Source organism: Marivita sp. (assembly GCF_051251565.1).
Taxonomy (GTDB): Bacteria; Pseudomonadota; Alphaproteobacteria; order Rhodobacterales; family Rhodobacteraceae; genus Marivita.
In genome coordinates, this window is the sequence record NZ_JBPOFB010000002.1 from 405,423 (window position 1) to 431,429 (window position 26,007).

Genomic DNA, 26,007 nt, shown 5'->3' on the forward strand with positions numbered 1-26,007 from the left:
TCCAAGTTTAACGAAAATCAGGCGCGTTTGATGTGGTTCACATGGCCCATCTTGCGGCCCGGTTTGGTGTCGGCTTTGCCATAGAGATGCAGCGCGCAATCCGGGGTTTTTGCCAGTTCGGGAACGCGGTCCATGTCGGCACCGATCAGGTTCTCCATCACCACGTCGGCATGGCGTTGCCCGTCCCCCAAAGGCCAGCCCGCGATGGCGCGGATGTGCTGTTCGAACTGGTCTACGGCGCAGCCATTCTGCGTCCAATGGCCGGAATTGTGCACGCGCGGGGCGATCTCGTTCACGATCAATCCTTTTGGGGTCACGAAAAGCTCGACTCCCATCACCCCGACATAGTTGAGCGCGTTGGCGATGCGGGCAGCGATCAGAACCGCGTCCGTCCGCTGGCCGGGCGTCAGGCGGGCCGGAACGGTGGTGGTGCGCAGGATGCCATCGCTGTGCACGTTTTCACCGGGATCAAACGCAGACACCGCCCCATCCACGCTGCGGGCGGCTATCACCGACACTTCGTGTGAAAAATCCACGAACCCTTCTAGGATCGCAGGCGCGCCCTGCATATCGGCCAGCGCTTGCGTGGCATCATCTGGCGTCATGATCCGGGCCTGACCTTTGCCATCATAGCCAAATCGCCGGGTTTTCAGGATCGACGGGGTGCCGATCTCGGCCAATGCGGCGTCAAGGCTCTGCGCATCGGTGATGTCGGCATAGGGCGCCGTGGTAAGGCCCAGCTCTTGCAGAAACGCCTTCTCGGTCAACCGGTCCTGACTGACCCGCAGCGCCTCGCGTCCCGGATGGATCGGGGCCAAATTCTGTAGGATGTCCAGTGCGGCTGTCGGGATGTTCTCGAACTCATAGGTGATCACGTCGACGGACCCGCCAAACGCGCGCAGGGCGTCTTCGTCGTCATAAGCGGCCGTGGTCACCTGATCGGCAACCTGCCCCGCCGGGGGAGTGGCCCCCGGCTCATAGACGTGACACCGAAAACCAAGACGGCTGGCGGCAACAGACAGCATCCGGCCAAGTTGCCCCCCGCCGATGATGCCGATGGTTGATCCGATGGGAAGTGACACTGTCATGGGGTTATCCGTCGTCAGAAGGGGCGTCAGGGATCGACGCGGACAGATCCGCGCGCCACGTGTCCAGCCGCGCAGCCAGATCGGCGTCTTGCAAGGCCAGTATGCCAGCGGCCATCAGCCCGGCATTGGCAGCCCCTGCCGCGCCAATGGCCATTGTCGCAACCGGAAAGCCGCGGGGCATTTGCAGGATCGAATAAAGGCTGTCGACCCCCGATAACGCGCGGGTCTGAACCGGCACGCCAATCACCGGCACGCGGGTCTTTGACGCCATCATGCCCGGCAAATGCGCCGCACCCCCGGCACCGGCGACAATGACCTGCAACCCGCGATCTACCGCTGTTTTGCCATAGTCCCAAAGCCGGTCTGGCGTGCGATGCGCTGACACGATCTTGGTCTCGTAGGGCACGTGCAGGGCATCCAGTATATCAGCGGCTTCTTTCATCGTTGGCCAGTCGGATTGACTGCCCATGATGATGCCTACTTTTATCGGTTCCGACATGGCGAAAGGGCCCCTCAAGATGTTCGAAGCGCGCACTATAGCCAGATCGGAACAAGGGGCAACTCGCCCCGTGCCTCAGGCAATGATGTCGGGCAGAAGGCGGTCCTCGATCACGGCAATCGTGTCCTTGAGGCGCAGCTTTTTCTTCTTGAGTCGCTGCAACGTAAGCTGATCGGCGGTGCCGGTCTGCTGCATGGCGCGGATCGCCTCGTCCAGATCACGATGTTCGCGCCGGAACACTTCGAGTTCAACCTTCAGGACGTCATCTGTTTTCATTGACAGATCAGTGGGGGCATTCATGTCGCTGTGCGGTCCTCAAATTTGGCTGAGGCCTCGACAATACCCTTATAAAGCGATTCCGCAAAGCCCTTGCGTCTTGGGGTCTGTATACCCATATTTCGATAAGACCGGTCGCCAAAACGGGGCCGAGATAACACTGTCGCTTGCGCAAGAAGGACGTGTCGATGACGAAACTGACATTGGGATCCTATCCCCATCTGCTTGGCTTTGAACAGCTTGAGCGCTTGCTGGAACGTACTGCCAAGTCCGGCAATGAGGGATATCCGCCCTTTAACATCGAACAGACATCCAAAGGGGCCTACCGCATCACCCTTGCCGTTGCCGGTTTCCGGGAACAAGACCTCGCCATCACGGTCGAGGACAGGCAGCTTGTGATCCGCGGGCGGCAACAGGATGACTTGGGCGACCGCGTGTTCCTGCATCGCGGCATTGCCGCGCGCCAGTTTCAGCGCAGCTTTGTGCTCGCCGACGGTGTCGAAGTGGGAGAGGCGATCATGGAAAACGGGTTGTTGCATGTTGATCTGACATTACTCCGCCCCGAAACCGTGGTTCAGACAATCCAGATCAAAAAGGGGTAAGCCATGAATACGCCGTTCGATTTCAACGAAGCAGATCAGTCCAACCTTGTCTATGTCCGGCCAGTTGCCGTGGCTGACCTTCCCGAAGATGTGCGGGATGAACTGGGCAATCAGGAAACCATCTACGCGGTGCACCGTGCCGATGGCGAACGCCTTGCGCTGGTCAAAGACCGCAAGCTGGCGTTCATGTTGGCGCGACAGAATGATTTTGCACCTGTGACGGTGCACTGAAAGCGCGCTCCCCTTTCGTGCTGATACGAAGGGGGAGCTAGTTGGGCTTTGTCAAAAGCTGATCCGGTACATTACTTGCGCAGACACCATATTGGTGCTGTCACTGGCACGAGAACCGTTGATACCCAAGCGCAACGCTCCACCCCTGTCGAACACGATGTCGGTGCCCAGGCCAAGACGCGGGGCGACGTAGTCGATCTCGGTGCCGAGATTGTCTTCATATTGTCCAAAATCGACCTCGAACTTGGCGAACACACTGCTCTGACCCCCAGTGAAGGAACGCTGTGCGAAGTGCACATCAGTGCCCAGCGTCAGAATCGTTGAATCGATTTCTGTCGACGAATCCGGTTCCTCGGACTTGAAGGCGATGGCCACGAACGGAAACAGGTTCATGCGATCGCCGGGAATGCCCATCGTCAGCGTCAGGCCCCCGGTCCAGGCTTCACCGTCGGACCCGCTGCCTCCAACCGTGTAGTCTGGAGTGCCGTACAACAGATACCCGTCCAGAAACAGCGTCTCACTAAGGCTGCTGGTGAAGTACGGCCCGAACAAAAGCTCTTCTCGTTCGACTTTTGGCGACGCTGGCGCAGTAACATTTGAGCGCGAAACTTGTGCCATCGCTCCAAGCACAAATGCGCCCGATTGGAATGGGCGGTCAATTCCCAGCAGCAATCCTGTCGCATGGCCTTCAAAATCGCCGTTTGTGCGTTGTGTCGAGAGTGATGTGATGCCCGAGTAGCGACTTGTATTTCCGCTGGTCGATAGGCGCGCAGTAGGTCCACTGGCGTGTCCGCTAAGCCGGAAGGCGTGCCGGGATTGTAAAGCCCCGCGAATTTGACCGGCTTGCCAGCCAAAATCTGCCGCAGTTGCGCAAACGGTAGGGTTTCCGGTGCTGTCATTCCCGGCACCAGCGACGTCTTGTTCAGTGATGTCGCAGTCAATTCCATCGGCTTGCGCATGTGCGGAAGACAACAACGTGATGCCCGTGACGGCTACAGCGATCAAAGAGGCATGGATGAATAAAGTCATGGCGAAACACCTTTTCCAAATATGAAAACAAATTGAATGGGTGAAAGCATCGCACAAAGAATGCGCGATGCTTGCAAAAAATGAGAAAAGGATCGTTTTTCAGGGTCTGCGACGTCAAACGGGATATGAATGTGGCCGTTTGACCAAAACCTCGGTCGCGTTCATCCTGCTGCGATCAATCCCAGGCTTTCCAGCTTAAGGATGACCTGATGCGCGCAGTTATCGACCGCGACATTTTCGGTCTCGACCCGCAGCTCGGGATGATCCGGCACATCATACGGGTCTGAAATCCCCGTGAATTCCTTGATCTTGCCTTCGCGCGCGAGCTTATAAAGACCCTTGCGGTCGCGGCGTTCGCATTCTTCGATGGTGGTCGCAACATGGACCTCGATGAACGCACCGAATTGTTCGATGTCTTCGCGCACTGCACGGCGGGTGGTCGCGTAGGGCGCGATGGGGGCACATATCGCGATGCCGCCGTTCTTGGTGATCTCGGACGCGACATAGCCGATCCGACGGATATTCAGATCGCGGTGTTCCTTGGAAAAGCCCAGCTCAGAAGACAGGTTTTTTCGCACGATGTCACCATCAAGTAGCGTCACCGGACGTCCGCCCATCTCCATCAGCTTGACCATCAACGCGTTTGCAATGGTGGATTTGCCGGACCCGGAAAAGCCGGTGAAGAATACGGTAAAGCCCTGCTGTGACCGAGGCGGGCGCGTCTTTCGCAGCTCTTGCACCACTTCGGGAAAGCTGAACCATTCCGGGATATCCAGACCTTCGGCCAGACGGCGGCGCAGTTCCGTGCCCGAGATGTTGAGGATGGTCACGTCATCCTTGTCGGCAATCTCGTCCATTGGTTCATATTGCGCGCGTTCCTGCACATAGACCATGTGTTTGAAATCGACCATCTCAAGACCGATCTCGGCCTCATGTTCGCGGAACAGATCCTGCGCGTCATAGGGGCCGTAGAAATCTTCGCCCTTGGAATTCTTGCCGGGGCCCGCGTGATCCCGGCCCACGATGAAATGCGTGCAGCCGTGGTTCCGCCGGATGATCCCGTGCCACACCGCTTCGCGGGGGCCCGCCATGCGCATGGCAAGGTTGAGCAAGGACATCGTCGTGGTGGATTGCGGGTATTTGTCCAGCACCGCCTCGTAGCAGCGCACGCGGGTAAAGTGATCAACGTCGCCGGGTTTGGTCATGCCAACCACGGGATGGATCAACAGGTTGGCCTGCGCCTCTTTTGCGGCACGGAAGGTGAGTTCCTGATGCGCGCGGTGCAACGGGTTGCGGGTCTGGAAGGCGACAACCTTGTTCCAGCCCAGCTTGCGGAACAGGGCACGCAGTTCATTCGGCGTGTCGCGGCGACCACGGAAATCGTAATGTACGGGCTGTTGGATGCCGGTGACCGGCCCGCCCAGATAAACCTTGCCTGCGGTGTTGTGCAGATAGTTCACCGCCGGGTGCGCATCGTCATCCGCGCCAAACACCATCTCTGCCTCGCGGGCCTTGTTGGGCGCCCAGCGGTCGGTCACGGTCATGGTGCCAAGGATCACACCCTCTTGGTCGCGCAGCGCGATGTCCTGACCAATGTCTAGGCTGTCGGCAAAGGCTTCGGACACATCCAGAGTGATCGGCATGGGCCACAACGTGCCATCGGCAAGGCGCAGGGTTTCAACGACGCTCGTGTAATCCGCTTCGCTCAGAAATCCCTTGAGCGGATTGAACCCGCCATTCATCAGCAATTCCAGATCGCAGATTTGACGCGGTGTAAGATCGTGACTGACGAGGTCGGTCGCCTCGTGCTTGAGTTTCTGGGCGCTGTCGTACGAGACGTAAAGCTCTGGGATTGGGGCAAGGTTCTTTGGATACATTCTGCTGCTCGTTTTTTCAATTTTGCGCGTTGGTTACGCCTGCTGGTGACGCAAAGTCCAGCAACACAGCATTTACATGGCCAAATTCGGGAAATTGTGCGGAATTTGCGCCAGTTTTGGCGCAGTTTATACTGTTTTGACGAATATTGTAGAACGCGCGCCGTCTATGGCTTGGGCACGGCGCGTGCTTATTCCAGGTCAGGTTGGGCAGATGCGCCCGTCCATCGCCCCTGTCAGATCATTCAGCAGCGGAAACTTCTGCACCGTGGCCCAACGGTTCCGAGACATCCTTGTCCGCGTCATCGCCGACTTCGGACAGAAAGCGTTCCGCTTCCAACGCCGCCATACAGCCCATGCCCGCCGACGTGACCGCCTGACGATATTTGTGGTCGGTCAAATCGCCCGCCGCAAACACACCGGGGATCGAGGTTTCGGTGCTGTCTGGCTTGGTGACGACATACCCGCCCATATGGGTTTCCAGCACGTCCTTGACCAGTTCGGTCGCGGGGGCGTGGCCGATGGCGATAAAGACGCCCTTGCAGGGAATATCCGTGATCTCGCCGGTCTTGACGTGTTTGACCTTCACACCTTCCACGCCCTTGGGCATGTCGGTCCCATAGACCTCTTCAAGCTGATGGAACCACAGCGTTTCGATCTTCGGGTTCTTGAACAGCCGGTCTTGCAGGATTTTCTCGGACCGCAATTCGTCGCGGCGGTGGATCAGCGTGACCTTTGACGCAAAGTTTGTCAGGAACAGCGCCTCTTCCACGGCAGTGTTGCCGCCGCCGACAACCACGATTTCCTGACCGCGATAGAAGAACCCGTCGCAGGTGGCACAGGCCGACACGCCAAAGCCCTTGAACGCGTCCTCAGACGGCAGGCCAAGCCATTTCGCGCGCGCGCCGGTGGCAAGGATGACGGCATCTGCGGTGTAGACCGTGCCGCTGTCTGAGTGCGCGGTGAACGGGCGCTTTGACAGGTCCAGCGATGTGATCAGGTCTCCGATGATCTCGGTGCCCATCGCGCGCGCATGCGCTTCCATCCGCACCATCAGATCAGGCCCCTGTACTTCGGTATCACCGGGCCAGTTTTCAACCTCGGTGGTTGTGGTCAACTGACCGCCGGGTTCCATGCCCTGTACTAGGATGGGGTTCAGCATCGCACGGCTGGCATAAACACCAGCGGTATAGCCCGCCGGGCCAGAGCCGATGATCAAAACCTTGGTGTGGCGTGTGTCGGACATGGGGCAGCCTCGCGTTGCAACAGTAAGTGACATTTCTGGACTCCCGATATATGCGCCTGTTAGCCGGTTCGCAAATCAATGCGCCGTCGATTTCCATGACATCATCAGATCAAAATTTGCTTTAAGATTGTTGCGCAACGTTGAAACAATATTGCGCATGGTCGGGTGATGCTATAACAATGTCTAAAAGCAGGGGTGCTGAAAATGCCGTCACATCGGTTGGATCCAATTGATCGCAAGATATTGGCAGAGCTACAGGCCGATGGTCGCATGACCAATGTCGAACTGGCGCGCAGGGTTGGCATTTCGGCCCCGCCCTGCCTGCGCCGGGTGCGAACGCTTGAAGAGCAGGGGTTCATTCGCGGCTATCACGCCGAAGTCGATCCCCGCGAGCTTGGGTTCGAGGTGCAGGTTTTTGCAATGGTCGGTTTGCAAAGTCAGGCCGAGGCTGATTTGCGGGCTTTTGAGGACCGCTGCCGTGGATGGCCGCTGGTTCGGGAATGTCACATGCTCAATGGCGAAGTGGATTTCATCCTGAAATGCGTCGCCCCGGATCTGAGCACATTCCAAAGCTTTCTCACGGGTGATTTGCTGACCTCGCCCAACGTGGGGAGTGTGAAAACATCGCTGGTCATTCGTGGGGCCAAGGATGAACCGGGGGTGCCGTTTGATGTGCTCGAAGCGCGTCTGGAAAGCCGCAGCTAGGCTATCGTCTGATCTATGCGACCCGCAGCGTCTCGATGGCCTCTCGGGTTGTGCGCGGGAAGGCCAAATCCCCAAACGCGTCCAGATCGTTCAGATGCGTGAACATCGACAGCATGACCGCCCGGACCGATGTCCCAACCTCCGACGCAAAGACGCGGCCCGGGTGATAGCTTTCCAATTCGTGACCATTGGCCCGGATGATCCCGTGCCGCTTGAGCGCAACATGATAAAGCTGGACTGGCCCCGGCGGCGTGATCTGCAAGATACGATCCCCGTCGACGTAATCTGACGCGGGCGCAAGAACCGCGTCACAGTTCAGCAAATCGGCAAAGCGGTCATGCCGGATCACCAATCGCGCAGCCGGACCTAGTATCAGATCGCCTTGATCCATGCCGGCACCCGGCAATCGCAACAAATGCGTCAGTGATGTTGTTTCGCTGACAAAATTGGGCAGGTACTGCGTGCTGCCTTTCCAGACAAGCTGCTGTGGACCGCGATGTGTTTCCACCAGATCGCCGGGAATCAGGTCTTCCACAGCAATCGGCCCCATCACCGTTGAAATCAGCGTGCCGCGCGCGAACGCAGAAGCGCAGGCCTCAAAACTGGGCGTGGCGGGAACAGTAAAGGTCTGATCCGACACCGAATGATCAGGATTGATCGCTGTCGCCTCGATCAAGCGCGTAACAGGTAAGTCGCGCCGAGGCTGCCCATCGAACGTGGCAACTTTGTCAGTGGACACTGCATAGGCATTGAAATCCGTCGTCACTGGGTGATCGGTCGAAGTCTGGGCCATGTGATACCTTAGCAGTTGGGTCACATCCGCGTTGGCCCCCACCAACAACACCAGAAGGACGGTGCAAACCTAATCTTCGCAACCTGCCCTGACACGGGTCGATTCGTCAAAAAACAACGAAAATTGGCCGCGAGATCGCGGCCAATTTCAGGGGGAGTGGGGAATTGTTGTGTCGTTCTGAACAACACTGCCACAATCGGGGAACATTGCAGCCCTGCGCTGTTCAAGCGAAAGGGTTAGGCCCGTTTGCGGACCGGCTGGTTTGCTGCTTTGGCTTTGATCCTGTCAAACATCGCTTTGCGTGCTGCGCCGCGCTGAAACGGAAGAACCGGCAGCTCCTCTTTCGAGGTGGCAATGACCGATGCGATAAATTTCGATTTGCGCGACATAGGACTGCTCCGATGTATGATCTGTTGTTTCGTTAAGCCTAATTAACCCTCGCAATTGGGCGCGTTTGTGACCGAACGTGGACAATCCCGGTGTATTGTCGTGATTGATTTTGGGCAGCGGCCAATGCAGGTCAAAGCTGCTCAGAGCCGGATCACCGAAATCAGGCGGCCGTAATCGGCCTCGCGGGCATGGGTTGCCCTGCGATAGGAATAAAAGCGATCTGCGTCGGCATAGGTGCAATGCCGTGTCCATTCTGCGGCCACGCCAGCGTTGCGCAACCTATGCAACCCAAAACCCGGCAGATCGAAATGGAACTTGTCGTCCGCGCCATTGACGAAGAATCGCGCGTATTGCTCGTCTTCGGCTAGAAACGCGTCCAGAAACTCTGGCCCAACCTCATAGGCGCGTTGGCTGATGCTGGGTCCAATCACGGCTGTGATCGCCTCGCGCTCTGCGCCAAGCGCAACCATCGCGTCGATTGTCGCTTCGAGAACACCGTCCAGCGCCCCGCGCCATCCCGCATGTGCGGCCCCGATCACGCCCGCATCGACATCGGCAAAAAGCACCGGCTGACAATCCGCCGTCAAAATCCCAAGCGCCACACCGGGGGTGCAAGACACCATGGCGTCGGCTTTGGGGCTAGGCGCGCCCAACGGGCCGTCAACGGTGGCCACATCTGCGGAATGCACCTGATGCACGGTCAGCAAATGATCACCGGGCACCTGCATCGCGTCGGCCACCCGGGCCCGGTTGATCGCAACAATCTCGGATTGGTCCGACGACCCCGCGCCGCAGTTCAGCCCCGCAAAAACCCCCGAGGATGCACCACCACGCCGGGTGAAAAACCCGTGACGCAGGGCACCAAGGCTGTCTGACGTGATGATTTCAAGCGTCATGGATCCAGTCCCGGTGGAGGCGACTCGCTGCTGGGGTACAGCCCAAGCACTTTGAACAAGGAACCCATTTCGTCGGGGTGGGTCAACCGCCGATGTGCAGCAATGTGGGCATCCAGTGCCGGACCGCTCTGCCCTTTGGCAAGGCTTTGTGCGCGCGGCGTGATCCCAAGCCGCTCCAGGAAAACGCCTTGATGGGTCAATTGGCTGGCTGCACATCCCGCAATCAGCGCTGCACGGGCCAAGGCCTCGAAATCGACATGGGCTGTCAGATCGGCGCGTCCGGGGTCGGCAAAGGGATCAACCGGCGTGTGCGCACGCACGGCCTGAAACGTGTCGCCATCCGACCGCCAGCCACCATAGTCAAGGATCAGAGCCATACCGCGCTGCACGGCAATCCGGCGGGCAAGGGCATCGACCACGGCCGTTGCATGGGCGCATGTTTCGATCAAAGCGCCGGGCGAGGTGTCATCCAGCCTGTAATCCAGCGCCTCAATCGGGGCGGCATCGCTTAGGCCCCGGTGCAACGCGCCGTCCGCACCAAGCCCCACCATGATCTCGCGCCAGCCCTTTGCGTCGCGCTGGAACTGTCGGATCGGCAGGGCGTCGAAGAATTCGTTTGCAATCGCGTAGACGGGTACATCCTCGGGCAGGGTTTCTGCCGTGTTGTGCCAGACAGGCTGGTGGGCGGGCAGGGCGGCAGCTTGCAACCGGCGCATACGGTCCGAGGCTTCGATCAGGTGCAGGTCTGCGGCTGTGTGAAAACCGGGCACCTGAAGCGTGGCGCGCATCACATCCGCGATCAGCGTCCCGCGCCCCGGTCCCAATTCGACCAAGGCGAACCGATCCGGCGCACCCTGATCCAACCACGCCTGCGCCAGACAAAGCCCGATCACTTCGCCAAACATCTGGCTGATTTCCGGCGCTGTGGTGAAATCCCCGTCCACTCCAAACGCATCTTGGGTGGTGTAGTAGCCATGCTCGGGGTGCAGCAGGCAAGCCGACATGTATTGTGCCAGCGTCATCGGTCCCGTTGCCGCGATCTGCTTGCGCAATATGTCGCCAAGTCCTGTCATGCGGGGCGCGCGGTTTTCCACAAATACACCCCGATCACGATCATTGGGATCGACAGAAGCTGTCCCATGGTCACGCCATAGCCGCCGATATGCAGGGCGAGGCCAAGCGGGTTGCCCTGCGACACGAATTGCGCGTCTGGCTGACGAAAGAACTCCACAAAGAACCGTGCAGCACCATAGCCGCCAATGAACAGCCCTGCGATCTTGCCGGGGGTCTTGAGCGTCCCGCGTCGGAATGCAAGCCACAGCAGAGCAACCCCCAGAAGCAATCCTTCGAGAATAGCTTCATAAAGCTGCGATGGGTGCCGCGCACAAATCTCTCCCAATGCCTGCCCGCAGGACTGTGCCGCCTGACCGGGGAACTGAACGCCCCATGGCAGCTCTGTGGGACGGCCCCAAAGCTCTGCATTGATGAAATTCGCCACCCGACCCAGAAACACCCCAGTCGGAGCGGCCATTGCGATCATGTCGGCAGCAGGCCGCAGCGGGATACCTGCACGCACACAAAAGATAAGGGCTGCAACAATCACCCCGATCAGGCCGCCGTGAAACGACATCCCGCCCTGCCAAACCGCGAAGATTTCAAGCGGGTGCGCCATGTAGTAGCCGGGCTGGTAAAACAGCACGAAGCCCAATCGCCCGCCAAGGATGATCCCCAAAATCACCCATGTCAGCAAGTCTTCCACCTGCTCGGGGCGCATTGGCGGTGTGTCATTGGCCCACAAGCTGGCCCGTTTGACCGCCGCTACGGCAATGCGCCACGCAATCAAGATACCTGCGATATACGCCAGAGCATACCAGCGCAGGGCAAATTCCATCCCGAAAATCGAGATCGAAAACAGCTCTGGCGAAACATTCGGAAAGGGCAGGCCATATGACATGACGGCAAATGTTCATTGCTCTGCGGTGAAGTCAACCTTGTGCCGTACAGGTCTGAAGCCCATATAAGGGACAAGCAAACGCCGGAGGCATTTATGCAGACTCGTAACAAGGTATTCGAAGACATTTCGCAACTCATGACCAACGCCATGGGCGTTGCTCAGGGCGCCAAGGACGAAGCGGAAACCGCGATGAAATCGTTGGTGGATCGTTGGTTGGCAGACCGCGATTTCGTTACGCGCGAAGAATTCGACGCCGTGCGCGCCATGGCGATGAAGGCCCGCGAAGAGAACGAAATGCTCAAGGCCCGCCTTGACGCGCTCGAAGCGGCGCAGAAGTAACGCCTAGATCTGGGGCCGAAGGATCGCTTCGGCCTCGATCTCGACCTTGTAGTCGCCGATCAACTGTCCGATCTGAAACAGTGTATTGGCTGGTTTGATCTCACCAAAGACGCGCCCATGCGCCTTGGACACGGCCAGCACGTCTTCTGCATCGCTCAGGTAGACGCGGGTCCGCACAACGTCTTCCATCGACGCGCCAAGCGCAGTCAGCGCAGCGCCGATCTTGTCCAGAACAAAGGTCGTCTGCGCGCCTGCGTCTTGGGGGGCCACCGCCCGGTCCAGACCCGCCGTCGCGGTGGTGCCTGACACAAACACCCGGTCCCCGACCCGGTGCGCGCGACAATACCCACATATGTCTTCCCATTCGCTGCCCGACAGCACACGCTGTTCGCCGGGGCGGTTTGGCACATCTTCGACAGTCATCGCGCTGGGCATTGTATCAAGGTGATGGCTCAGATCACCGCTGGCCGTCAGGAACGGTGGCTTGCGATACTCGTCGCCGCAATCACCGGGCAGGGGCGTGGTCAGAGCAAACGCTGCCTTCAGGTGCGCGTGATCGTCGGCATCGAGGGCGAACCGAAAGAGTTTCAGATTGTCCGCGCTGTGCCGTGCCTCGCCCAGACGTGCGCCGATGATCACCCCCGCAACCGCCTTGTTCTCCAACACCCAGCGCGTGGCGACATTGGCGATAGACACGCCATGTTTCGCCGCCACCTCAGACGCCGCCCGCAGCACGGATTGATAGGCGTCCCAACCGCCTGCCGTATCAATGAAGCGTTTGTATTTCATCTTGCTCCAATCGGTGATTTTGGTTGGCTCGGGCTGACCCAACCACTTTTCCGACAGGAACCCGCCTTGCAATGTGCCGTAGCACAAGAGTTTCACCCCCCACTGCGCACAGACATCTGACAGCGGCCCGGTCGCGCGGCGATCCAATAGCGAACAGGGCACCTGATTGCTGACAATCGGCACGCCATCGGCCAAGGCCAAATGAAGATGCGCCGCGTCGAAATTGGTCAGACCGATCTCTCGGATCAGCCCTTCGTCGCGCAGGTGCGTCATTTCATGCAGCGCATCCAGCCATGCGGGATGCTCAAAACTCCACCAGTGGAATTGCAAAAGATCGACGGTGTCGACGCCCAACCGATCCAGCCGTTCTTGCACGCCCGCGCGCACCACTTCTGCCGTCATCGGCCCCGGTGTCGGGCACCATTTGGTGCAAACAGTTGCCGCATCCCCGCGCGCAAGCAGAGCGCCCGTGATCACTTCTGCCGTGCCATAATGATCCGCCATGTCGAACGTATCAAAGCCGGACGCGGCATAGGCGGCCAGATGATCCGCACCGATCTGCGGGTCCATAACCGCGCCGTCTTTCTCAATATCGGCGACCTGCCACAGACCCACCAGCGCGCGGCGGATCGTCAGGTTTGGGCTCAGGGCGATGTGATCAGGTTGGGTCACGGGCGGTCCTTTGTACTGTTGATCCATGAGTTGCCGCCCCGAACCGGTTTGACAAGCCCGAAAGAACCCCGCAACCATTGCGCCAACGGGGAACAATCGCGCGGAACAGCGCACCGGGGAAGAATGTGCGCTGCGGAACACGCGGATAATTTTTGGCTGTACGACCTGCGGGTCGAGACTGTGTTGGGTGACCGCACGTCCATCTGCCGCCATGTCGAAGGCGAGAGCTTTCGCGTCGAAGGCGAATTGCTGATCTTTGACGACCAACAAAAAGTGTCCATGTACGCGCTCGCCGCCCTTCTTCCGCTGTTGCCGGCAAAGCAGAGACCGACATCTGAGCATGACTGGATGTCCACCGATGCCGAGATTGCCTGCCCGGACCCGAATTGCGGTGGCCGGTTCCGCATCACCAGAACAGGCAAGCGAATATTCTCGCATGCCGAAACCACGGGCCTGCCGGACAAGCGCGGTTTGCCCTACTGGAAGAAACAGACATGAGTGTTGAAACGACCGACCTGCGCCCCGGCCACACAATTGCCCGCGTTATTCGTGGTGGCTGGCAATTGGCCGGGGATCACGGCCCGGTAGACCGCGCGCAGGCGATCCGCGACATGGAAGCGTTTGTCGACGCGGGTCTGTTCACCTTTGACTGTGCCGATATCTACACTGGCGTCGAAGAGATGATCGGGGATTTCATCGCCGACCTGCGCATGCGGCGGGGCGCGTCGGTGGCGGACCGGGTGTGTGTGCATACCAAGCTGGTGCCCGATCTGACCCGCCTTGCCGATCTGCGCGCCGATGAGGTTGAGGCGATTGTCGACCGATCCCTGATGCGGCTGAAGGTCGATCAGCTTGATCTGGTGCAGTTTTTCTGGTGGGATCTAAGCCTTGGCGATGCGGTGGCATCATTGGATGTGCTTAAGACGCTCAGGCAAAAGGGCAAGATCAAGACCCTTGGCACCACCAATTGGGACCGTCAGCCGATGCAGCGGTTTATTGACGCCGGGTTTGATATCGCGTCGGCGCAGGTGCAGTTCTCGGTCCTTGACCGCCGTCCGCAGAATGGTTTGACCGACTGGGCGGCGGAGAACGACATGCAACTGATCTGCTACGGCACCTTGGCAGGAGGGTTCATCACCGAAAAATGGCTGGGCGTCCCTGACCCCGGTTTCGAGTTTGAGAACCGCAGCCTCATCAAGTACCGTCTGGTCATCGACGAATTCGGCCCTTGGGATCGGTTTCAGGCGCTTCTGACGGTGCTCAAGACGGTGGGCGACAAGCACGGCGTGTCGCTCTCGGCCGTGGCCACGCGCTGGGTGTTGGACCAGCCGCAGGTCGCCGCCGGGATCGTCGGTGCGCGCTATGCACGGCACCTGCCGCAGACGTTGCAGACCTTCGCCTTTGCGCTTGATGCAGAGGATCACGCGACCCTGAACGCTGTGCTCGATCAGGCGGATGGGCCCAAAGGCGATGTTTATTCCCTCGAAGGCGACCGCAGTAGCCGCCATGGCCGGATCATGAAGTACAACCTCAACGCCAACCCCAACGACGCGGTACACGGATAATGGCAGAGCCGCTTCTGCGTCTGACCGGGATCACCCGCGATTTTGGCGAATTCCGCGCTGTCAACGACGTGTCGCTGGACATTCACGCCGGCACGATCACCGGGCTGATCGGCCCTAACGGCGCGGGCAAGACGACGCTGTTCAACGTCCTGACAGGCATGCTGCCCCCGACGAGCGGCACGGTACATCTTGACGGTCAAGACGTGACCCGCTTTGCCCCTGATGCGCTGTTCAGCTTGGGCCTTGGCCGCACGTTCCAAATTCCACGTCCCTTTACAAAGATGAGCGTGTTGGAAAACGTCATGCTGGCCCCGCTGGCACAGGCTGGCGAACGCCTCTGGGGGCCGTTTTTTGGTGCGGCCAAGATGCGCGAACAGGAAACCGCCATCCGCAAACGCGCGATGGAGGTTCTGGATTTTGTCACCCTTGCGCCTTTGGCCGACAACGCGGCCGGGCAAATCTCGGGCGGGCAGATGAAGTTGCTGGAACTGGCCCGCATCCTCATGGGCGATCCAAAGCTGATCCTGCTGGATGAACCGGCGGCGGGTGTGAACCCGACCCTGACCAAAACGCTGATCGCCAAGATCGAAGAACTGAACCGCGAGGGCAAGACCTTTGTCATCATCGAACACGACATGGATTTCGTGATGCAACACTGCAACCCCGTGATCGCGTTGGCCGAGGGGCGCAAGGTGTTCGAAGGCACCGCAGAGGACGCGCAGAACAACACGGTTCTGCTCGACGCGTATCTGGGGGCACAGGTCGAATGACGCAGGCCTTGGTCGCAAAAGACATCGTCGCGGGCTATGTGCCGGACCTGCCGATCCTCAAGGGCGTTTCGCTGTCGGCTGAGACTGCCAAGGTCACTGTCATCATCGGCCCCAATGGCGCGGGCAAGTCCACGCTGATCAAGGCGATTGCCGGTCTGGTGCCCGTCTTAAGTGGCACAGTCCAGTTGAACGGCACCGACATCACCAATCCGCGCCCCGACCGGATGGGCGGGCTTGGAGTCGCCTATGTGCCGCAATCGGACAATATCTTCCGATCTCTGACAATCCGGCAGAACCTTGATCTGGTGTTGCGCAACGCGGGCAAAGACGCAGGCTCCCGGCGCGATGCGCTCTTTGCCCAATTCCCGGCGCTGGCAGACAAACAGTCTGACAAGGCGGGCGCTTTGTCGGGTGGGCAACGCCAGTTCCTCGCGGTCGCCATGGCGCTTGCGATCAACCCAAAGGTCATTTTGATGGATGAACCCTCGGCCGGGCTGTCGCCCAAGGCCGCGCAAGAGGTGCTGGAATACGCCAAATCCCTGACGGAAAAAGGCGTCACGATCCTTTTGGTGGAACAAAACGTCAAACAAGCGCTGCGGATGGCGGATCACTGCTACATTCTTGCGGACGGCCACAACCAGGTGGACGGTGCCGCGCAAGACCTGCTGGATGATCCAGTTGTGGGGCAAATCTACCTTGGCGGCAAACGGGTGACAGCGGCATGATCCAGAACCTCGTGGACGGAGTGTTGGTGGGATCGATCCTGTCGCTGGGCGCGATTGGCCTGACGATGGCGATGCATATGCTGCGCTTTGCGAACTTCTCGCATGCCGAACTGCTGTCTATCGGGGCCTATGCGGCGCTGGTGTTTGACGGGTTGTTCTCGGCCATTTACCCGGCCTTGGCGGGTGCGATTGGTCCGCTCAGCCTCACATGGGCGCTGACACTGGCGACGCTGATATCCATGGCGCTCACAGGCCTGTCTGCGATCCTCATAGACAAGCTGGTGTTCAAACGCGTCCGCGCCAAGGGTGGGGAATTGTCGATGGTCTTTGCGTCCTTTGGCGTGGCGATGATCCTGCGCAATATCCTCGGGCTGATCTTCGGCCTTGATCCAAAACTGTATTCGCAGGACATCGTCTTCGCCATCGTGGTCAGCCGCGATCCGTTTCTGTTGGTCAAACCTGACCAAGTGTTCACCCTGATTGCCGCGCTTGCGATCATGTTCATCCTGCATCTGATCCTGTCGCGCACGACCTTTGGCTATTCCCTGCGCGCCGTGGCCGAAAACCCCAGTCTTGCGCAGGTGTCCGGCATCAACCTAAGCCGTATGATCGTGCTGATCTGGCTGATCGGCGGCGGGTTGGCTGCGGCGGCAGGGGTATTTTACGGCCTGACAAACCAGATCAACCCGGTTCTTGGGCGCGACCTTGTGCTGCCGATCTTTGCCGCCACCATTGTTGGGGGCATCGGCAGTATCTACGGTGCGGTCCTTGGCGGGTTCCTTGTCGGCCTCGCGTCCAACCTCGCACTGGTAATCCTGCCCTCAGGGTACAGCCCTGCCGTACCGTTCCTGATCATCCTCGCGGTGCTTCTGATCCGCCCGCATGGATTGTTCGGCGAGGAACGCGCATGATCGGGGTTCTGTCTTACCTTGTCTTCTTCGCCACTGTGGCGTCGATCCTGTCGATCGCGGTGCTGGGCCTGAACCTGCAATGGGGCAACACGGGCCTCTTTAATGGTGGTGTGGTCGCGTTTTTTGGCGCAGGGGCATATGGCACGTTGATCCTTGGCGGCATCCCGCAAGACGGAATGATGGGCGGTTTCGAATTGCCTTACCTGATCGCCCTGTTTGGTGGGATGGTGATTGCGGGCCTTGTTGCATGGGTCGTTGGTTTGCTGACACTCAGGCTCAGGCACGACTATCTTGCCATTGCCACCTTCGGCGTCGCCGTCGCGTTTGAAAACCTCGCCCGCAATGCGGCGTGGTTGGGTGGTGCGCAGGGCATCCGGGGGTTTGAGCGCCCCTTGCGCGACACGTTCGGCAACGGGTTCACCTACAACCTGCTGTTCCTGGTTTTCGTCGCCATCTTGCTGATTGCCACCTACCTGTTCCTTGAACGCCTGATCGCGTCGCCCTTTGGACGGCTGCTCCGCGCGATCCGAGAGGACGAAACCGCTGCCCAATCGCTGGGCAAATCTCCGTCGCGCGTGCGCCTGACAGCATTCATCGCCGGATCGGTGATCATGGGGCTTGCAGGTGGACTCTACGCCACATTCTATGCCTTCATCAGCCCGCAAGACGTGCTGCCGATCCTGACGTTCCAAATCTGGGCGATGCTGATCGTCGGCGGCGCGGGCAACAACAAGGGCGCGGTGATGGGCACGTTCCTGATCTGGGCCGCCTGGACCGCCAGCGGTTGGGCCTTGTCCCGCTTCGCACCGCTGGAGGTGCAGCTGTACACCGGGTCGATCCAGTTCGTGCTGATCGGCTTTGTCATCGTGGGGATGCTCATGTGGAGACCACAGGGCCTGTTCCCGGAAAAACTTGTCGTGTCACAATCGGCCAAATAACCACTGATCAAAGCATAAAATAACAGGGAGACGGACATGAACGGACTAAAGACTTCGGCCCTTGCACTGGGCCTTGCGGCCGGATTTGCCAGCCTTGGCACAAACGCCGCCGCACAAGACTGTACCACCAAGATCGGCGCGGTTCTGCCCACATCCGTGGACTGGGGCAAACCCATCGCCGCAACCGCGCAATACGCGGTGGATATCGCCAACGAGACCGGCGGCGTTGCGGGCTGTCAGATCGAAATGGTTCTGCGCGATACGCAAGTTGACCCCAAGGTCGGCGTCGATGCGGCCAAGGCGCTGGTTGATCTGGATGGCGTGCAATTGCTGCTGGGCGCGGTGTCGTCCGGTGTGTCCATGCCGATCCTGACCTCTGTTACGGTACCTGCGGGCGTGATGCAGATGTCATGCTGTTCGTCCTCGACCGCCTTCACGGCATTGTCTGAGGAAGGCAAGACCGACGGTCTGTTCTACCGCACCTTCGCCACATCGGGCGTGCAAGCTGCGGTTGGTGCGATGGTTGCGCGGGATGCGGGCTACGAATCCGTGGCTGTGTTCTACAAGAACGACGACTGGGGACAGGACATTGGCGGTCTGGTCGCGGCTGACCTTGAGGCGTTGGGCATCAACGTCACCGCCTCTATTGCGATCAACGATGGGCAGGCGTCCTTTCGTGCCGAAGTGACCGAGGCGCTCAAGGGCAATCCGCAGGCGATCTACATGGCGCTTTATCCCAAAGAGGGCACCCAAGTGGTGCGCGAATGGATCTCGCTGGGTGGCTCGCAGAACATGATCGCCGCGAACGCGCTCAAGTCGGACGAGTTCCGCGACAATGTGGGCATGCAGTTCCTCGGCAACTTCACCGGCACCGATACTGCATCTCCGCGCAGCGACTCTGCGGATGCCTTTGTCGAGGCCTATACCGCGCGTTTTGACGGCCCGCCCAACGGTCCGGGTCTGGCCAACAGCTATGACGCGACGCTGATCGCATTGCTGGCGATGCACGCCGCCGGTGAGGGCGCGACCGGCGCCGATATCGCGGCCAAGGTGGCGTCGATCACCGATCCCAACGGCACTCCGGTCACGGCAGATGCGGCTGGCTTTGCGCTGGCGAAAGAAGTGCTCGATGGCGGCGGGACGGTGTCTTACCAAGGTGCCACGGGCAATGTGCAGTTCGACAAGAACGGCGATGTGTCGGCCCCTGCCGTGACATGGGTGTTCTCGGAGACGGGCATCGAAGAACAGAAATACATCTCACTGACCGAGGTGAATGATTTCATGACCTCACTCAACTGAGGCGTTTGATGTCGGATTGGCTCTGCCAATCCGACCGGGGGACGATGCGGTGACGCATCGTCCCTTTTTTGCGGATGAAAAAGGGTGGGGGCGCTGCCCCCGTCGCCCTTTGGGGCGTTGCCTCCGGGATATTTTCGAACCAGAGAAGCAGGGGCACCCGCGCTCTGGCAAATGCCCGGAAATCAGGCAGCCCGACTGAGCACCAGCGCGCCGCCATTATCCGACATTGGTGCCACCAAGCCGCAGTTTGGCCGGGGTGTTGGCGCCGTGTTCAAAATTCCGGTGAACTTATCCACAATTTGTGGCACTATACGCATCCACCACATCAGGTGGACTTCTCCACAACTTATTGGGCTTATCCCCGAATTATTGCTTTACGCAGGACGCGCGCCCATGCAGCATATGTTGTATGGGGATGGCGGAACGACGCAGCCCCTTGAGCAGGCACCGAAAGGTTGGGCACATCCGACCTTTCCGCACAGGCAATAGGAGGCGGGAGTATGGCCCTGTCCGAGCAGTATCTTGAAGATGACATCCACCCTATTGATATCGTCGAACATATCGCCGCGCATCATGACTGGGATTTTGACCGTATCGCGGAAGATCAGATTGCCATGGCTGTCGAAGGCCAGTGGCGGACCTATTCGATCACGCTGGCATGGTCGCCCTACGACGAAACCCTGCGCCTGATCTGTACCTTCGACATGGACCCACCAAAAGACCGGTTGCCCGCGCTCTATGAAAGCCTGAATTCGGTCAATGACCAATGCTGGGCCGGGGCCTTTACCTATTGGGAAGAGGCCAAGCTGACGGTCTATCGCTATGGTCTGGTTCTTGCGGGTGGCAATGTGGCCAGTGCCGATCAGATCGACACGATGATCAATTGCGCCGTGATGAGCGCCGAGCGCTATTACCCGGCGTTCCAGCTGGTTGTCTGGGGCAATCGTGATCCCAAAGACGCGCTTCAGGTCGCCATTGCAGAGGCTTACGGCCGCGCGTAACACTTGCCCCCGACGTAAAAATTGGGGGCACCATGCAGAATTCCGATATCGCCAGGCGCGGCCTTGTTCTTTTGGGCTGTGGCAAGATGGGGTCGGCCATGCTCGAAGGTTGGTTGGCCGCCGGGCTGCCGTGCAGGTCTGTCTGGATCAATGATCCGCATCCGTCAGATTGGGTGACCGCGCAGGGTGTGAACCTCAATGCCGATCTGCCCACCGCGCCCGCAATTGTGCTGGTCGCGGTCAAGCCGCAGGTCATGCGCGACGCTTTGCCGACATTGGCCCGACTGGGCAATGGTGACACGCTGTTCCTGTCAGTGGCGGCGGGGATCACGATTGCCACGTTTGAGGACATGCTGGGCGCAGACACCCCGGTGATCCGGTCCATCCCCAACACGCCTGCGGCTGTGAAACAGGGGATCACGGCGATCATCGGCAATGCGCGCGTGTCCGAGACCCAGCTCCAGATGGCCGAAACGCTGCTGTCTGCGATTGGCCAGACGGTGCGGCTTGAGACCGAAGACCAAATGGATGCGGTCACCGGCCTGTCCGGCTCTGGTCCGGCCTATGTGTTTCACATGATCGACTGTCTGGCGAAAGCAGGCGAGGCGCAGGGGCTGGCCCCGGATTTGGCAATGACGCTGGCCAAGGCCACGGTTGCGGGCTCTGGCGCGCTGGCCCAGCAATCGGACGAAACACCCAGCCAATTGCGCGTGAACGTGACCAGCCCGAATGGCACCACGCAGGCGGGGCTTGATGTCTTGATGCACCCGGATACCGGCCTGCCACCCTTGATGGTCAAGACAATTGATGCCGCGACAAAGCGATCAAAGGAGCTTGCAAATGGCTGAGATCACGTTCGACGATTTCATGCAGGTCGATATCCGCGTCGGCACTGTCATTCGCGCCGAACCTTTCCCCGAGGCACGCAAGCCCGCGATCAAGCTTTGGGTGGATTACGGTGACGAGGTTGGGGTCAAGAAATCCTCGGCCCAGATCACGGTGCATTATGACCCCGAAACGCTGATCGGCAAACAGGTGATGGGCGTGGTGAATTTCCCGCCGCGCCAGATCGGCCCGTTCATGTCCGAAGCGCTTGTGCTTGGTTTTCATGACGCGGGCGAGGCCATCGTGCTGGCGACCCCAGACAAAACCACCCCAAACGGAGCGCGCCTGTGCTGAAACTGCTCATCACCCGAAATCTGCCCGACAGCGTTATTGCCACGGCGCGCGATCACTTTGACCTGACCTATCGTGACAGCCCCGATGTGATGACGCGCGCCGAAATGGAAACCAGCCTGCGCGACCATGATGTGGTGCTGCCGACATTGGGCGACCTTTACCGCGCTGAGGTGTTTGCCGCTGTGCCGCAGCCGCGCTGCAAGTTGCTGGCCAATTTTGGGGTTGGCTACAACCATATCGACGTGGCCGCCGCCACACAGGCTGGCATCGCGGTGACCAACACGCCCGGTGCTGTGACGGATGCAACCGCCGATATTGGCCTGATGCTCATGCTCATGACCTGCCGTCGCGCGGGCGAAGGTGAACGGCTGGTGCGTGCAGGTGACTGGCATGGCTGGCATCCGGTGCAGATGCTTGGGCTGCATATGTCCGGCAAGACGGTCGGCATTGTCGGCATGGGCCGGATTGGACAGGCAATTGCCAAACGCGCGCATTTCGGATTTGGCATGACGGTCAAATACGTCAACCGCTCTGCCAAGGATGTGCCTTTTCCGGCGACACAGATCGCCAGCCTGACAGAGCTTGCAGCCCAGGTGGATGTGCTGGTCATTGCCGTGCCCGCCGGGCCCGAGACGCATCATCTGATCACAGCCGATGTGCTGTCTGCGATGCGGCCGCATGCGCATCTGGTGAACATCGCACGGGGCGATATCGTGGATGAAATCGCGCTGATCAACGCGCTGCAAACCGGCCAGATCGCGGGTGCGGGGCTTGACGTGTACGAATTTGAACCCCGCGTGCCGCAAGCCCTGATCGACATGGAAAACGTGACACTGTTGCCGCATCTGGGCACGGCGGCGCTCGAAGTGCGGACGGATATGGGGCGCATGGCGCTCGACAACCTGATTGCGTTTTCCAAGGGGCAAGACCTGCCAAACGCCGTGACCTGACGCAAACCGCCGTAGCGTTCACCTTGACCCTCGGGACAGCGTGTCTTTTGGTTCCCCAACGTCTGGAGGAGCTGAAAATGATCAAACCCGCCATCACCGGGAGCGGTGTGTTCACGCCCGAAAACATCATTACCAATGACGAATTGGTGGTGGCTTTCAACGCCTATGCCGACCGGGTGAACGCCGACAACGCCGATGCGATTGCCGCCGGAATGGCAGTGGCCATGCCGCAGTCCAGTGCGGATTTTATCCAGTCTGCATCCGGGATCGAACAGCGCTATGTGATGGACAAGGACGGTGTGCTGGACCCATCCCGCATGTTCCCCCGCTTGCGGGCGCGCGACGATGACGCGCCGTCGATCATGGCCGAAATGGCGGTGGATGCGATCACCAAGGCGCTGGCCCAATCCGGGCGCGACGCTTCCGAGGTCGATCTGGTGATCTGCGCCGCGTCAAACCACGAACGCGCCTACCCGGCGATTGCGGTCGAGATCCAAAAGCTGATCGGCGCGGGCGGCTTTGCCTTTGACATGAATGTCGCGTGTTCCTCGGCCACGTTCGGGATTCAGGCCGCCGCTGACATGGTGCGCGCGGGGTCGGTGCGCTGTGCCATCGTGGTCAACCCCGAGATTTGTTCGGCGCATCTGGAATGGCGCGACCGGGATTGTCATTTCATCTTTGGCGACGTGGCAACGGCTGTGGTGATCGAACCCGATGCCAATGCCAAAGGCGCGCATTTCACCATTCACGGCACACGGTGTGCCACCGAGTTTTCCAACAACATCCGCAACAATAATGGCTTTCTGCGCCGCACCCGCGACCAGATGGAAGACCGCCGCGATATGCAATTCATGCAAAACGGGCGCAAGGTGTTCAAAGAGGTGCTGCCAATGGTGTCGGCGCATATCCTTGGGCATCTGGACGACACGGGCTGGACGGCGGACAGCCTGCAACGCCTTTGGTTGCATCAGGCGAACAAGACGATGAATGACTTTATCGGCAAAAAGGTTCTGGGCCGCACGCCGGAACCGGGAGAGCAGCCCAACATCTTGCAGGATTACGCCAACACATCGTCCGCCGGTTCGATCATCGCGTTCTCGAAGCACTCGGACGATATGGAAAAAGGCGACCGGGGGGTAATCTGTTCATTCGGTGCGGGATATTCGGTCGGGTCCGTTCTTATCGAATGCGCCTGATCCAATGGCCTGAGCGTGGCTAGCGGTTACTGGGTTCCGGTGGCCTGCCGCCAGTGTTTGCGGCACAGGCTCACATAGGTCTCGTTGCCGCCGATCTGCACCTGCGCCCCTTCGGTCAGCACATGGCCCTGATCGTCCTGCCGCACCACCATCGTGGCCTTGCGCCCGCAATGGCAAATCGTGCGCACCTCGCGCAGCGAATCGGCCAGTGCCAAAAGCGTGGCCGATCCCGGAAACAGCTTGCCCCGGAAATCAACGCGCAACCCGTAAGCCATGACAGGCACACCCAGATCATCAACCACCCGCGCCAATTGCCAGACCTGGTCTGGCGTCAGGAATTGCGCCTCGTCGATAAAGATGCAGGCCAGCGGCGTACCCTGTAGCACGGTTTGCAGGCGCGCGAACAAATCGTCCGTCGGGGAAAACGTGTCCGCCTCCTGTGCGAAACCGATTCGTGATCCGATCTGGCCCTTGCCCGCCCGATCATCAAAAGCCGCAGTCATCCGGTAGACCGACATACCGCGCTCTTCGTAATTATGCGCGGCTTGCAGCAGCAAGGTCGATTTGCCTGCGTTCATGGTGGAGTAATTGAAGTAAAGCTTGGCCATATCCCGCCATGTGCCGCAACACAGGCCGCCGCGCAAGAGTGGCAAATAAGGGATGCGCTGCCGCTGTGCCCATGAGTGGCGACATTTTACACGGCATACAACACGCACCGTGCCAGCGACCAAACTGCGCATCCCAGGTCCGGGACAAGCCCGACGTGCCTTGCGCCCGACGAATTCGGGTCTGGTACAGGTGTGCCATTGCATTACACTGCAAGTCAGGGGAAACAGATGCAAATGTTCCCATTCCCCGTTGGAATGGTGCGAGAGGTCAACGATGCCGAGTTTCGGTCCATATCTGAAAAAACACACCGAGCTTCTCGTCAAAGACGTGGGGATCGAAAAAGCCTGCGAACTGACAGGCAAATCCAAAGCCACGCTTGGCCGCTATTACGCCGATCACGACGAACATGCCGACCGGTTCATCCCGGTTGATGCGGTCGCGGCACTGGAACAGGAATCAAGTTACCCGCATGTGACCTCTGCCCTGGCGGAACTGAACGGGATCACGTTGTCCTTTGACAAACGGCGTGACAACGAACCGCGCAAAGGTGGGGTCAATTCCGATGTGGTGGCCCTCAGCCAGCGCTTTGCGATGCTGATGGCGGAATATCACCAATCCATTCAGGACGGTGTGATCACCGGAAACGAAGCGCGCCGCCTGTTGCGCGAAACGCTTGCCTTGCAGCAGGTGCTTGTGGATATGAAACTGCATCTGGAAGATGAACAAGTTTGAAGGCGTCATCTCGGACCGTGGCTCCAAATATGCGGTGAGCGGTGGTCCGGCGGCAACCCGTGAAGAGGCGATGGCCTTCCTCAAAGACCTCAAGCGCAGCAAGAAATACGCCAAGGCCACGCACAACACCTGGGCAGTCGTGTTCTCGGATGGCACGCCCCTCAAGAATGACGATGGTGAAGGCGGCGCGGGTCAGATCATCCTGCACATGCTGGAACGCGCCGGGCTGACCGATCACATGATCGTGGTGACCCGGTGGTATGGCGGCAAGCATCTTGGCGGTGACCGGTTCCGCCATGTGCAGGATTGTGTGCGCCACTACCTCGACAACACCTGAAATCAGGGGGCGCTGCGTGTTGCCCGTGCTTTGCGTCGCAGGTGCCAGCGGTAGATCAGGGGGGCAAGGATGTGGTCATAGACCGCGCTTGCGGCCTGTCTGATCCCCGGAAGGCCGACAATCCGACCCAGCCAGCGATACTTGGGCATCTCCTGCCAAAGCACGAGAAACGCGGGAATGCCGCTGGTCAGCGCACCGTCTTTCAGGACATACAGCCGCCGCGCTGCGGTGTCTTCGTCGATACCCCAGGCGGCGCGGTCCGGTCCGTTCAGATCGTCGAACTGAATCCGAAGGCCGTGCTTTTGTGCATAGGCCGCGTAATGGTTGATCTCGAACGAACAGACCGGGCAAGTGTCGTTGAACAGAACTTTGGTGTGGGGCGTGTCAGTCATGACCCACAGATATGCCGCAA

The 26,007-nt window shown here is 59.5% G+C and carries 32 protein-coding genes; 18 read left to right on the forward strand and 14 right to left on the reverse strand.

The window, feature by feature from the left end; all coding sequences use genetic code 11:
• Nucleotides 1-17: 17 nt before the first annotated feature.
• The 3 genes from ACSHXH_RS04495 to ACSHXH_RS04505 all read right to left on the reverse strand — a co-directional run bounded on the left by ACSHXH_RS04495 (nt 18) and on the right by ACSHXH_RS04505 (nt 1,887).
• The gene (locus ACSHXH_RS04495) at nt 18-1,088 is read right to left on the reverse strand and encodes a 5-(carboxyamino)imidazole ribonucleotide synthase (protein ID WP_435670570.1); all 1,071 of its coding nucleotides are present in this window, start codon (nt 1,086-1,088) and stop codon (nt 18-20) included.
• Between the two features lie 4 nt (nt 1,089-1,092).
• Nucleotides 1,093-1,587 carry a 5-(carboxyamino)imidazole ribonucleotide mutase gene (gene purE / locus ACSHXH_RS04500; RefSeq protein WP_435670571.1) on the reverse strand — a complete coding sequence of 165 codons (495 nt, stop codon included), beginning with the start codon at nt 1,585-1,587 and terminating at the stop codon, nt 1,093-1,095.
• Between the two features lie 75 nt (nt 1,588-1,662).
• Complete coding sequence (locus tag ACSHXH_RS04505) at nt 1,663-1,887, reverse strand: YdcH family protein (protein ID WP_435670572.1); 225 nt, start codon at nt 1,885-1,887, stop codon at nt 1,663-1,665.
• A gap of 164 nt (nt 1,888-2,051) precedes the next feature.
• Here ACSHXH_RS04505 and ACSHXH_RS04510 point away from each other — a divergent pair, with 164 nt between their 5' ends.
• The gene (locus ACSHXH_RS04510) at nt 2,052-2,465 is read left to right on the forward strand and encodes an Hsp20 family protein (RefSeq protein ID WP_435670573.1); all 414 of its coding nucleotides are present in this window, start codon (nt 2,052-2,054) and stop codon (nt 2,463-2,465) included.
• Nucleotides 2,466-2,468: 3 nt separating this feature from the next.
• On the forward strand, nt 2,469-2,696 hold the full coding sequence (locus ACSHXH_RS04515; protein WP_435670574.1) for a DUF1150 family protein: 228 nt from the start codon (nt 2,469-2,471) through the stop codon (nt 2,694-2,696).
• Nucleotides 2,697-2,747: 51 nt separating this feature from the next.
• Here the strand turns inward: ACSHXH_RS04515 and ACSHXH_RS04520 are convergent, their stop codons facing one another.
• The 3 genes from ACSHXH_RS04520 to trxB form a co-directional block, all read right to left on the reverse strand.
• Nucleotides 2,748-3,782 (reverse strand): autotransporter outer membrane beta-barrel domain-containing protein, encoded by a 1,035-nt coding sequence (locus ACSHXH_RS04520; RefSeq protein ID WP_435670575.1) that lies wholly within the window; start codon nt 3,780-3,782, stop codon nt 2,748-2,750.
• 104 nt (nt 3,783-3,886) lie between these two features.
• Nucleotides 3,887-5,602, reverse strand: coding sequence for a bifunctional sulfate adenylyltransferase/adenylylsulfate kinase (locus ACSHXH_RS04525; RefSeq protein WP_435670576.1), 1,716 nt, complete (start codon nt 5,600-5,602; stop codon nt 3,887-3,889).
• A 238-nt stretch (nt 5,603-5,840) separates the two neighbouring features.
• The gene (gene trxB / locus ACSHXH_RS04530; RefSeq protein ID WP_435670577.1) at nt 5,841-6,845 is read right to left on the reverse strand and encodes a thioredoxin-disulfide reductase; all 1,005 of its coding nucleotides are present in this window, start codon (nt 6,843-6,845) and stop codon (nt 5,841-5,843) included.
• Nucleotides 6,846-7,049: 204 nt separating this feature from the next.
• Here trxB and ACSHXH_RS04535 point away from each other — a divergent pair, with 204 nt between their 5' ends.
• Entirely contained in the window at nt 7,050-7,550 is a 501-nt protein-coding gene (locus tag ACSHXH_RS04535) for an Lrp/AsnC family transcriptional regulator (protein WP_435670578.1), read from the forward strand.
• Between the two features lie 13 nt (nt 7,551-7,563).
• Here ACSHXH_RS04535 and ACSHXH_RS04540 read toward each other — a convergent pair whose 3' ends face one another.
• The 5 genes from ACSHXH_RS04540 to lgt all read right to left on the reverse strand — a co-directional run bounded on the left by ACSHXH_RS04540 (nt 7,564) and on the right by lgt (nt 11,583).
• Nucleotides 7,564-8,343, reverse strand: a complete 780-nt coding sequence (locus tag ACSHXH_RS04540) for a Hint domain-containing protein (RefSeq protein WP_435670579.1) — start codon at nt 8,341-8,343, stop codon at nt 7,564-7,566.
• 236 nt (nt 8,344-8,579) lie between these two features.
• Nucleotides 8,580-8,732, reverse strand: coding sequence for a hypothetical protein (locus ACSHXH_RS04545; RefSeq protein WP_435670580.1), 153 nt, complete (start codon nt 8,730-8,732; stop codon nt 8,580-8,582).
• Nucleotides 8,733-8,873: 141 nt separating this feature from the next.
• The gene (gene pgeF / locus ACSHXH_RS04550; RefSeq protein WP_435670581.1) at nt 8,874-9,629 is read right to left on the reverse strand and encodes a peptidoglycan editing factor PgeF; all 756 of its coding nucleotides are present in this window, start codon (nt 9,627-9,629) and stop codon (nt 8,874-8,876) included.
• Nucleotides 9,626-10,702, reverse strand: coding sequence for a class I SAM-dependent methyltransferase (locus ACSHXH_RS04555; RefSeq protein ID WP_435670582.1), 1,077 nt, complete (start codon nt 10,700-10,702; stop codon nt 9,626-9,628). Before ACSHXH_RS04555 ends, pgeF begins: the two co-directional genes overlap by 4 nt.
• Nucleotides 10,699-11,583, reverse strand: coding sequence for a prolipoprotein diacylglyceryl transferase (lgt, locus tag ACSHXH_RS04560; protein WP_435670583.1), 885 nt, complete (start codon nt 11,581-11,583; stop codon nt 10,699-10,701). Before lgt ends, ACSHXH_RS04555 begins: the two co-directional genes overlap by 4 nt.
• 93 nt (nt 11,584-11,676) lie before the next feature.
• On the opposite strand from lgt, the gene ACSHXH_RS04565 reads away from it, so the two are divergent.
• On the forward strand, nt 11,677-11,922 hold the full coding sequence (locus ACSHXH_RS04565; RefSeq protein ID WP_435670584.1) for an accessory factor UbiK family protein: 246 nt from the start codon (nt 11,677-11,679) through the stop codon (nt 11,920-11,922).
• A 3-nt stretch (nt 11,923-11,925) separates the two neighbouring features.
• Here the strand turns inward: ACSHXH_RS04565 and ACSHXH_RS04570 are convergent, their stop codons facing one another.
• Nucleotides 11,926-13,383: an aldo/keto reductase gene (locus ACSHXH_RS04570; RefSeq protein WP_435670585.1), complete on the reverse strand. Its 1,458-nt coding sequence runs from the start codon at nt 13,381-13,383 to the stop codon at nt 11,926-11,928.
• 123 nt (nt 13,384-13,506) lie between these two features.
• Here ACSHXH_RS04570 and ACSHXH_RS04575 point away from each other — a divergent pair, with 123 nt between their 5' ends.
• The 12 genes from ACSHXH_RS04575 to ACSHXH_RS04630 all read left to right on the forward strand — a co-directional run bounded on the left by ACSHXH_RS04575 (nt 13,507) and on the right by ACSHXH_RS04630 (nt 23,917).
• Complete coding sequence (locus tag ACSHXH_RS04575; protein WP_435670586.1) at nt 13,507-13,881, forward strand: TIGR04076 family protein; 375 nt, start codon at nt 13,507-13,509, stop codon at nt 13,879-13,881.
• Nucleotides 13,878-14,948, forward strand: a complete 1,071-nt coding sequence (locus ACSHXH_RS04580; RefSeq protein ID WP_435670587.1) for an aldo/keto reductase — start codon at nt 13,878-13,880, stop codon at nt 14,946-14,948. The genes ACSHXH_RS04575 and ACSHXH_RS04580 overlap by 4 nt, the downstream gene beginning before the upstream one ends.
• Nucleotides 14,948-15,718, forward strand: coding sequence for an ABC transporter ATP-binding protein (locus ACSHXH_RS04585; RefSeq protein ID WP_435670588.1), 771 nt, complete (start codon nt 14,948-14,950; stop codon nt 15,716-15,718). Before ACSHXH_RS04580 ends, ACSHXH_RS04585 begins: the two co-directional genes overlap by 1 nt.
• The gene (locus ACSHXH_RS04590) at nt 15,715-16,443 is read left to right on the forward strand and encodes an ABC transporter ATP-binding protein (protein WP_435670589.1); all 729 of its coding nucleotides are present in this window, start codon (nt 15,715-15,717) and stop codon (nt 16,441-16,443) included. Before ACSHXH_RS04585 ends, ACSHXH_RS04590 begins: the two co-directional genes overlap by 4 nt.
• The gene (locus tag ACSHXH_RS04595; RefSeq protein WP_435670590.1) at nt 16,440-17,354 is read left to right on the forward strand and encodes a branched-chain amino acid ABC transporter permease; all 915 of its coding nucleotides are present in this window, start codon (nt 16,440-16,442) and stop codon (nt 17,352-17,354) included. Before ACSHXH_RS04590 ends, ACSHXH_RS04595 begins: the two co-directional genes overlap by 4 nt.
• Nucleotides 17,351-18,292 carry a branched-chain amino acid ABC transporter permease gene (locus ACSHXH_RS04600; RefSeq protein WP_435670591.1) on the forward strand — a complete coding sequence of 314 codons (942 nt, stop codon included), beginning with the start codon at nt 17,351-17,353 and terminating at the stop codon, nt 18,290-18,292. Before ACSHXH_RS04595 ends, ACSHXH_RS04600 begins: the two co-directional genes overlap by 4 nt.
• Nucleotides 18,293-18,328: 36 nt before the next feature.
• On the forward strand, nt 18,329-19,591 hold the full coding sequence (locus ACSHXH_RS04605; protein ID WP_435670592.1) for an ABC transporter substrate-binding protein: 1,263 nt from the start codon (nt 18,329-18,331) through the stop codon (nt 19,589-19,591).
• A 500-nt stretch (nt 19,592-20,091) separates the two neighbouring features.
• Nucleotides 20,092-20,592: a YbjN domain-containing protein gene (locus ACSHXH_RS04610; protein WP_435670593.1), complete on the forward strand. Its 501-nt coding sequence runs from the start codon at nt 20,092-20,094 to the stop codon at nt 20,590-20,592.
• A 32-nt stretch (nt 20,593-20,624) separates the two neighbouring features.
• Nucleotides 20,625-21,440 carry a pyrroline-5-carboxylate reductase gene (proC, locus tag ACSHXH_RS04615; RefSeq protein WP_435670594.1) on the forward strand — a complete coding sequence of 272 codons (816 nt, stop codon included), beginning with the start codon at nt 20,625-20,627 and terminating at the stop codon, nt 21,438-21,440.
• Nucleotides 21,433-21,771, forward strand: a complete 339-nt coding sequence (locus ACSHXH_RS04620; protein ID WP_435670595.1) for a tRNA-binding protein — start codon at nt 21,433-21,435, stop codon at nt 21,769-21,771. Before proC ends, ACSHXH_RS04620 begins: the two co-directional genes overlap by 8 nt.
• A complete protein-coding gene (locus tag ACSHXH_RS04625) occupies nt 21,765-22,721 on the forward strand; it encodes a 2-hydroxyacid dehydrogenase (RefSeq protein ID WP_435670596.1) in 957 nt (318 codons plus the stop codon). Before ACSHXH_RS04620 ends, ACSHXH_RS04625 begins: the two co-directional genes overlap by 7 nt.
• A 77-nt stretch (nt 22,722-22,798) precedes the next feature.
• Nucleotides 22,799-23,917, forward strand: coding sequence for a beta-ketoacyl-ACP synthase III (locus ACSHXH_RS04630; protein ID WP_435670597.1), 1,119 nt, complete (start codon nt 22,799-22,801; stop codon nt 23,915-23,917).
• A gap of 26 nt (nt 23,918-23,943) precedes the next feature.
• Here the strand turns inward: ACSHXH_RS04630 and ACSHXH_RS04635 are convergent, their stop codons facing one another.
• A complete protein-coding gene (locus ACSHXH_RS04635; protein ID WP_435670598.1) occupies nt 23,944-24,525 on the reverse strand; it encodes a thymidine kinase in 582 nt (193 codons plus the stop codon).
• A gap of 274 nt (nt 24,526-24,799) precedes the next feature.
• Here ACSHXH_RS04635 and ACSHXH_RS04640 point away from each other — a divergent pair, with 274 nt between their 5' ends.
• Nucleotides 24,800-25,258, forward strand: coding sequence for a hypothetical protein (locus tag ACSHXH_RS04640; protein WP_435670599.1), 459 nt, complete (start codon nt 24,800-24,802; stop codon nt 25,256-25,258).
• The gene (locus tag ACSHXH_RS04645) at nt 25,245-25,595 is read left to right on the forward strand and encodes a YigZ family protein (protein WP_435670600.1); all 351 of its coding nucleotides are present in this window, start codon (nt 25,245-25,247) and stop codon (nt 25,593-25,595) included. The genes ACSHXH_RS04640 and ACSHXH_RS04645 overlap by 14 nt, the downstream gene beginning before the upstream one ends.
• Before the next feature lie 2 nt (nt 25,596-25,597).
• Here ACSHXH_RS04645 and ACSHXH_RS04650 read toward each other — a convergent pair whose 3' ends face one another.
• Complete coding sequence (locus ACSHXH_RS04650) at nt 25,598-25,987, reverse strand: thiol-disulfide oxidoreductase DCC family protein (RefSeq protein WP_435670601.1); 390 nt, start codon at nt 25,985-25,987, stop codon at nt 25,598-25,600.
• Between the last annotated feature and the right edge of the window lie 20 nt (nt 25,988-26,007).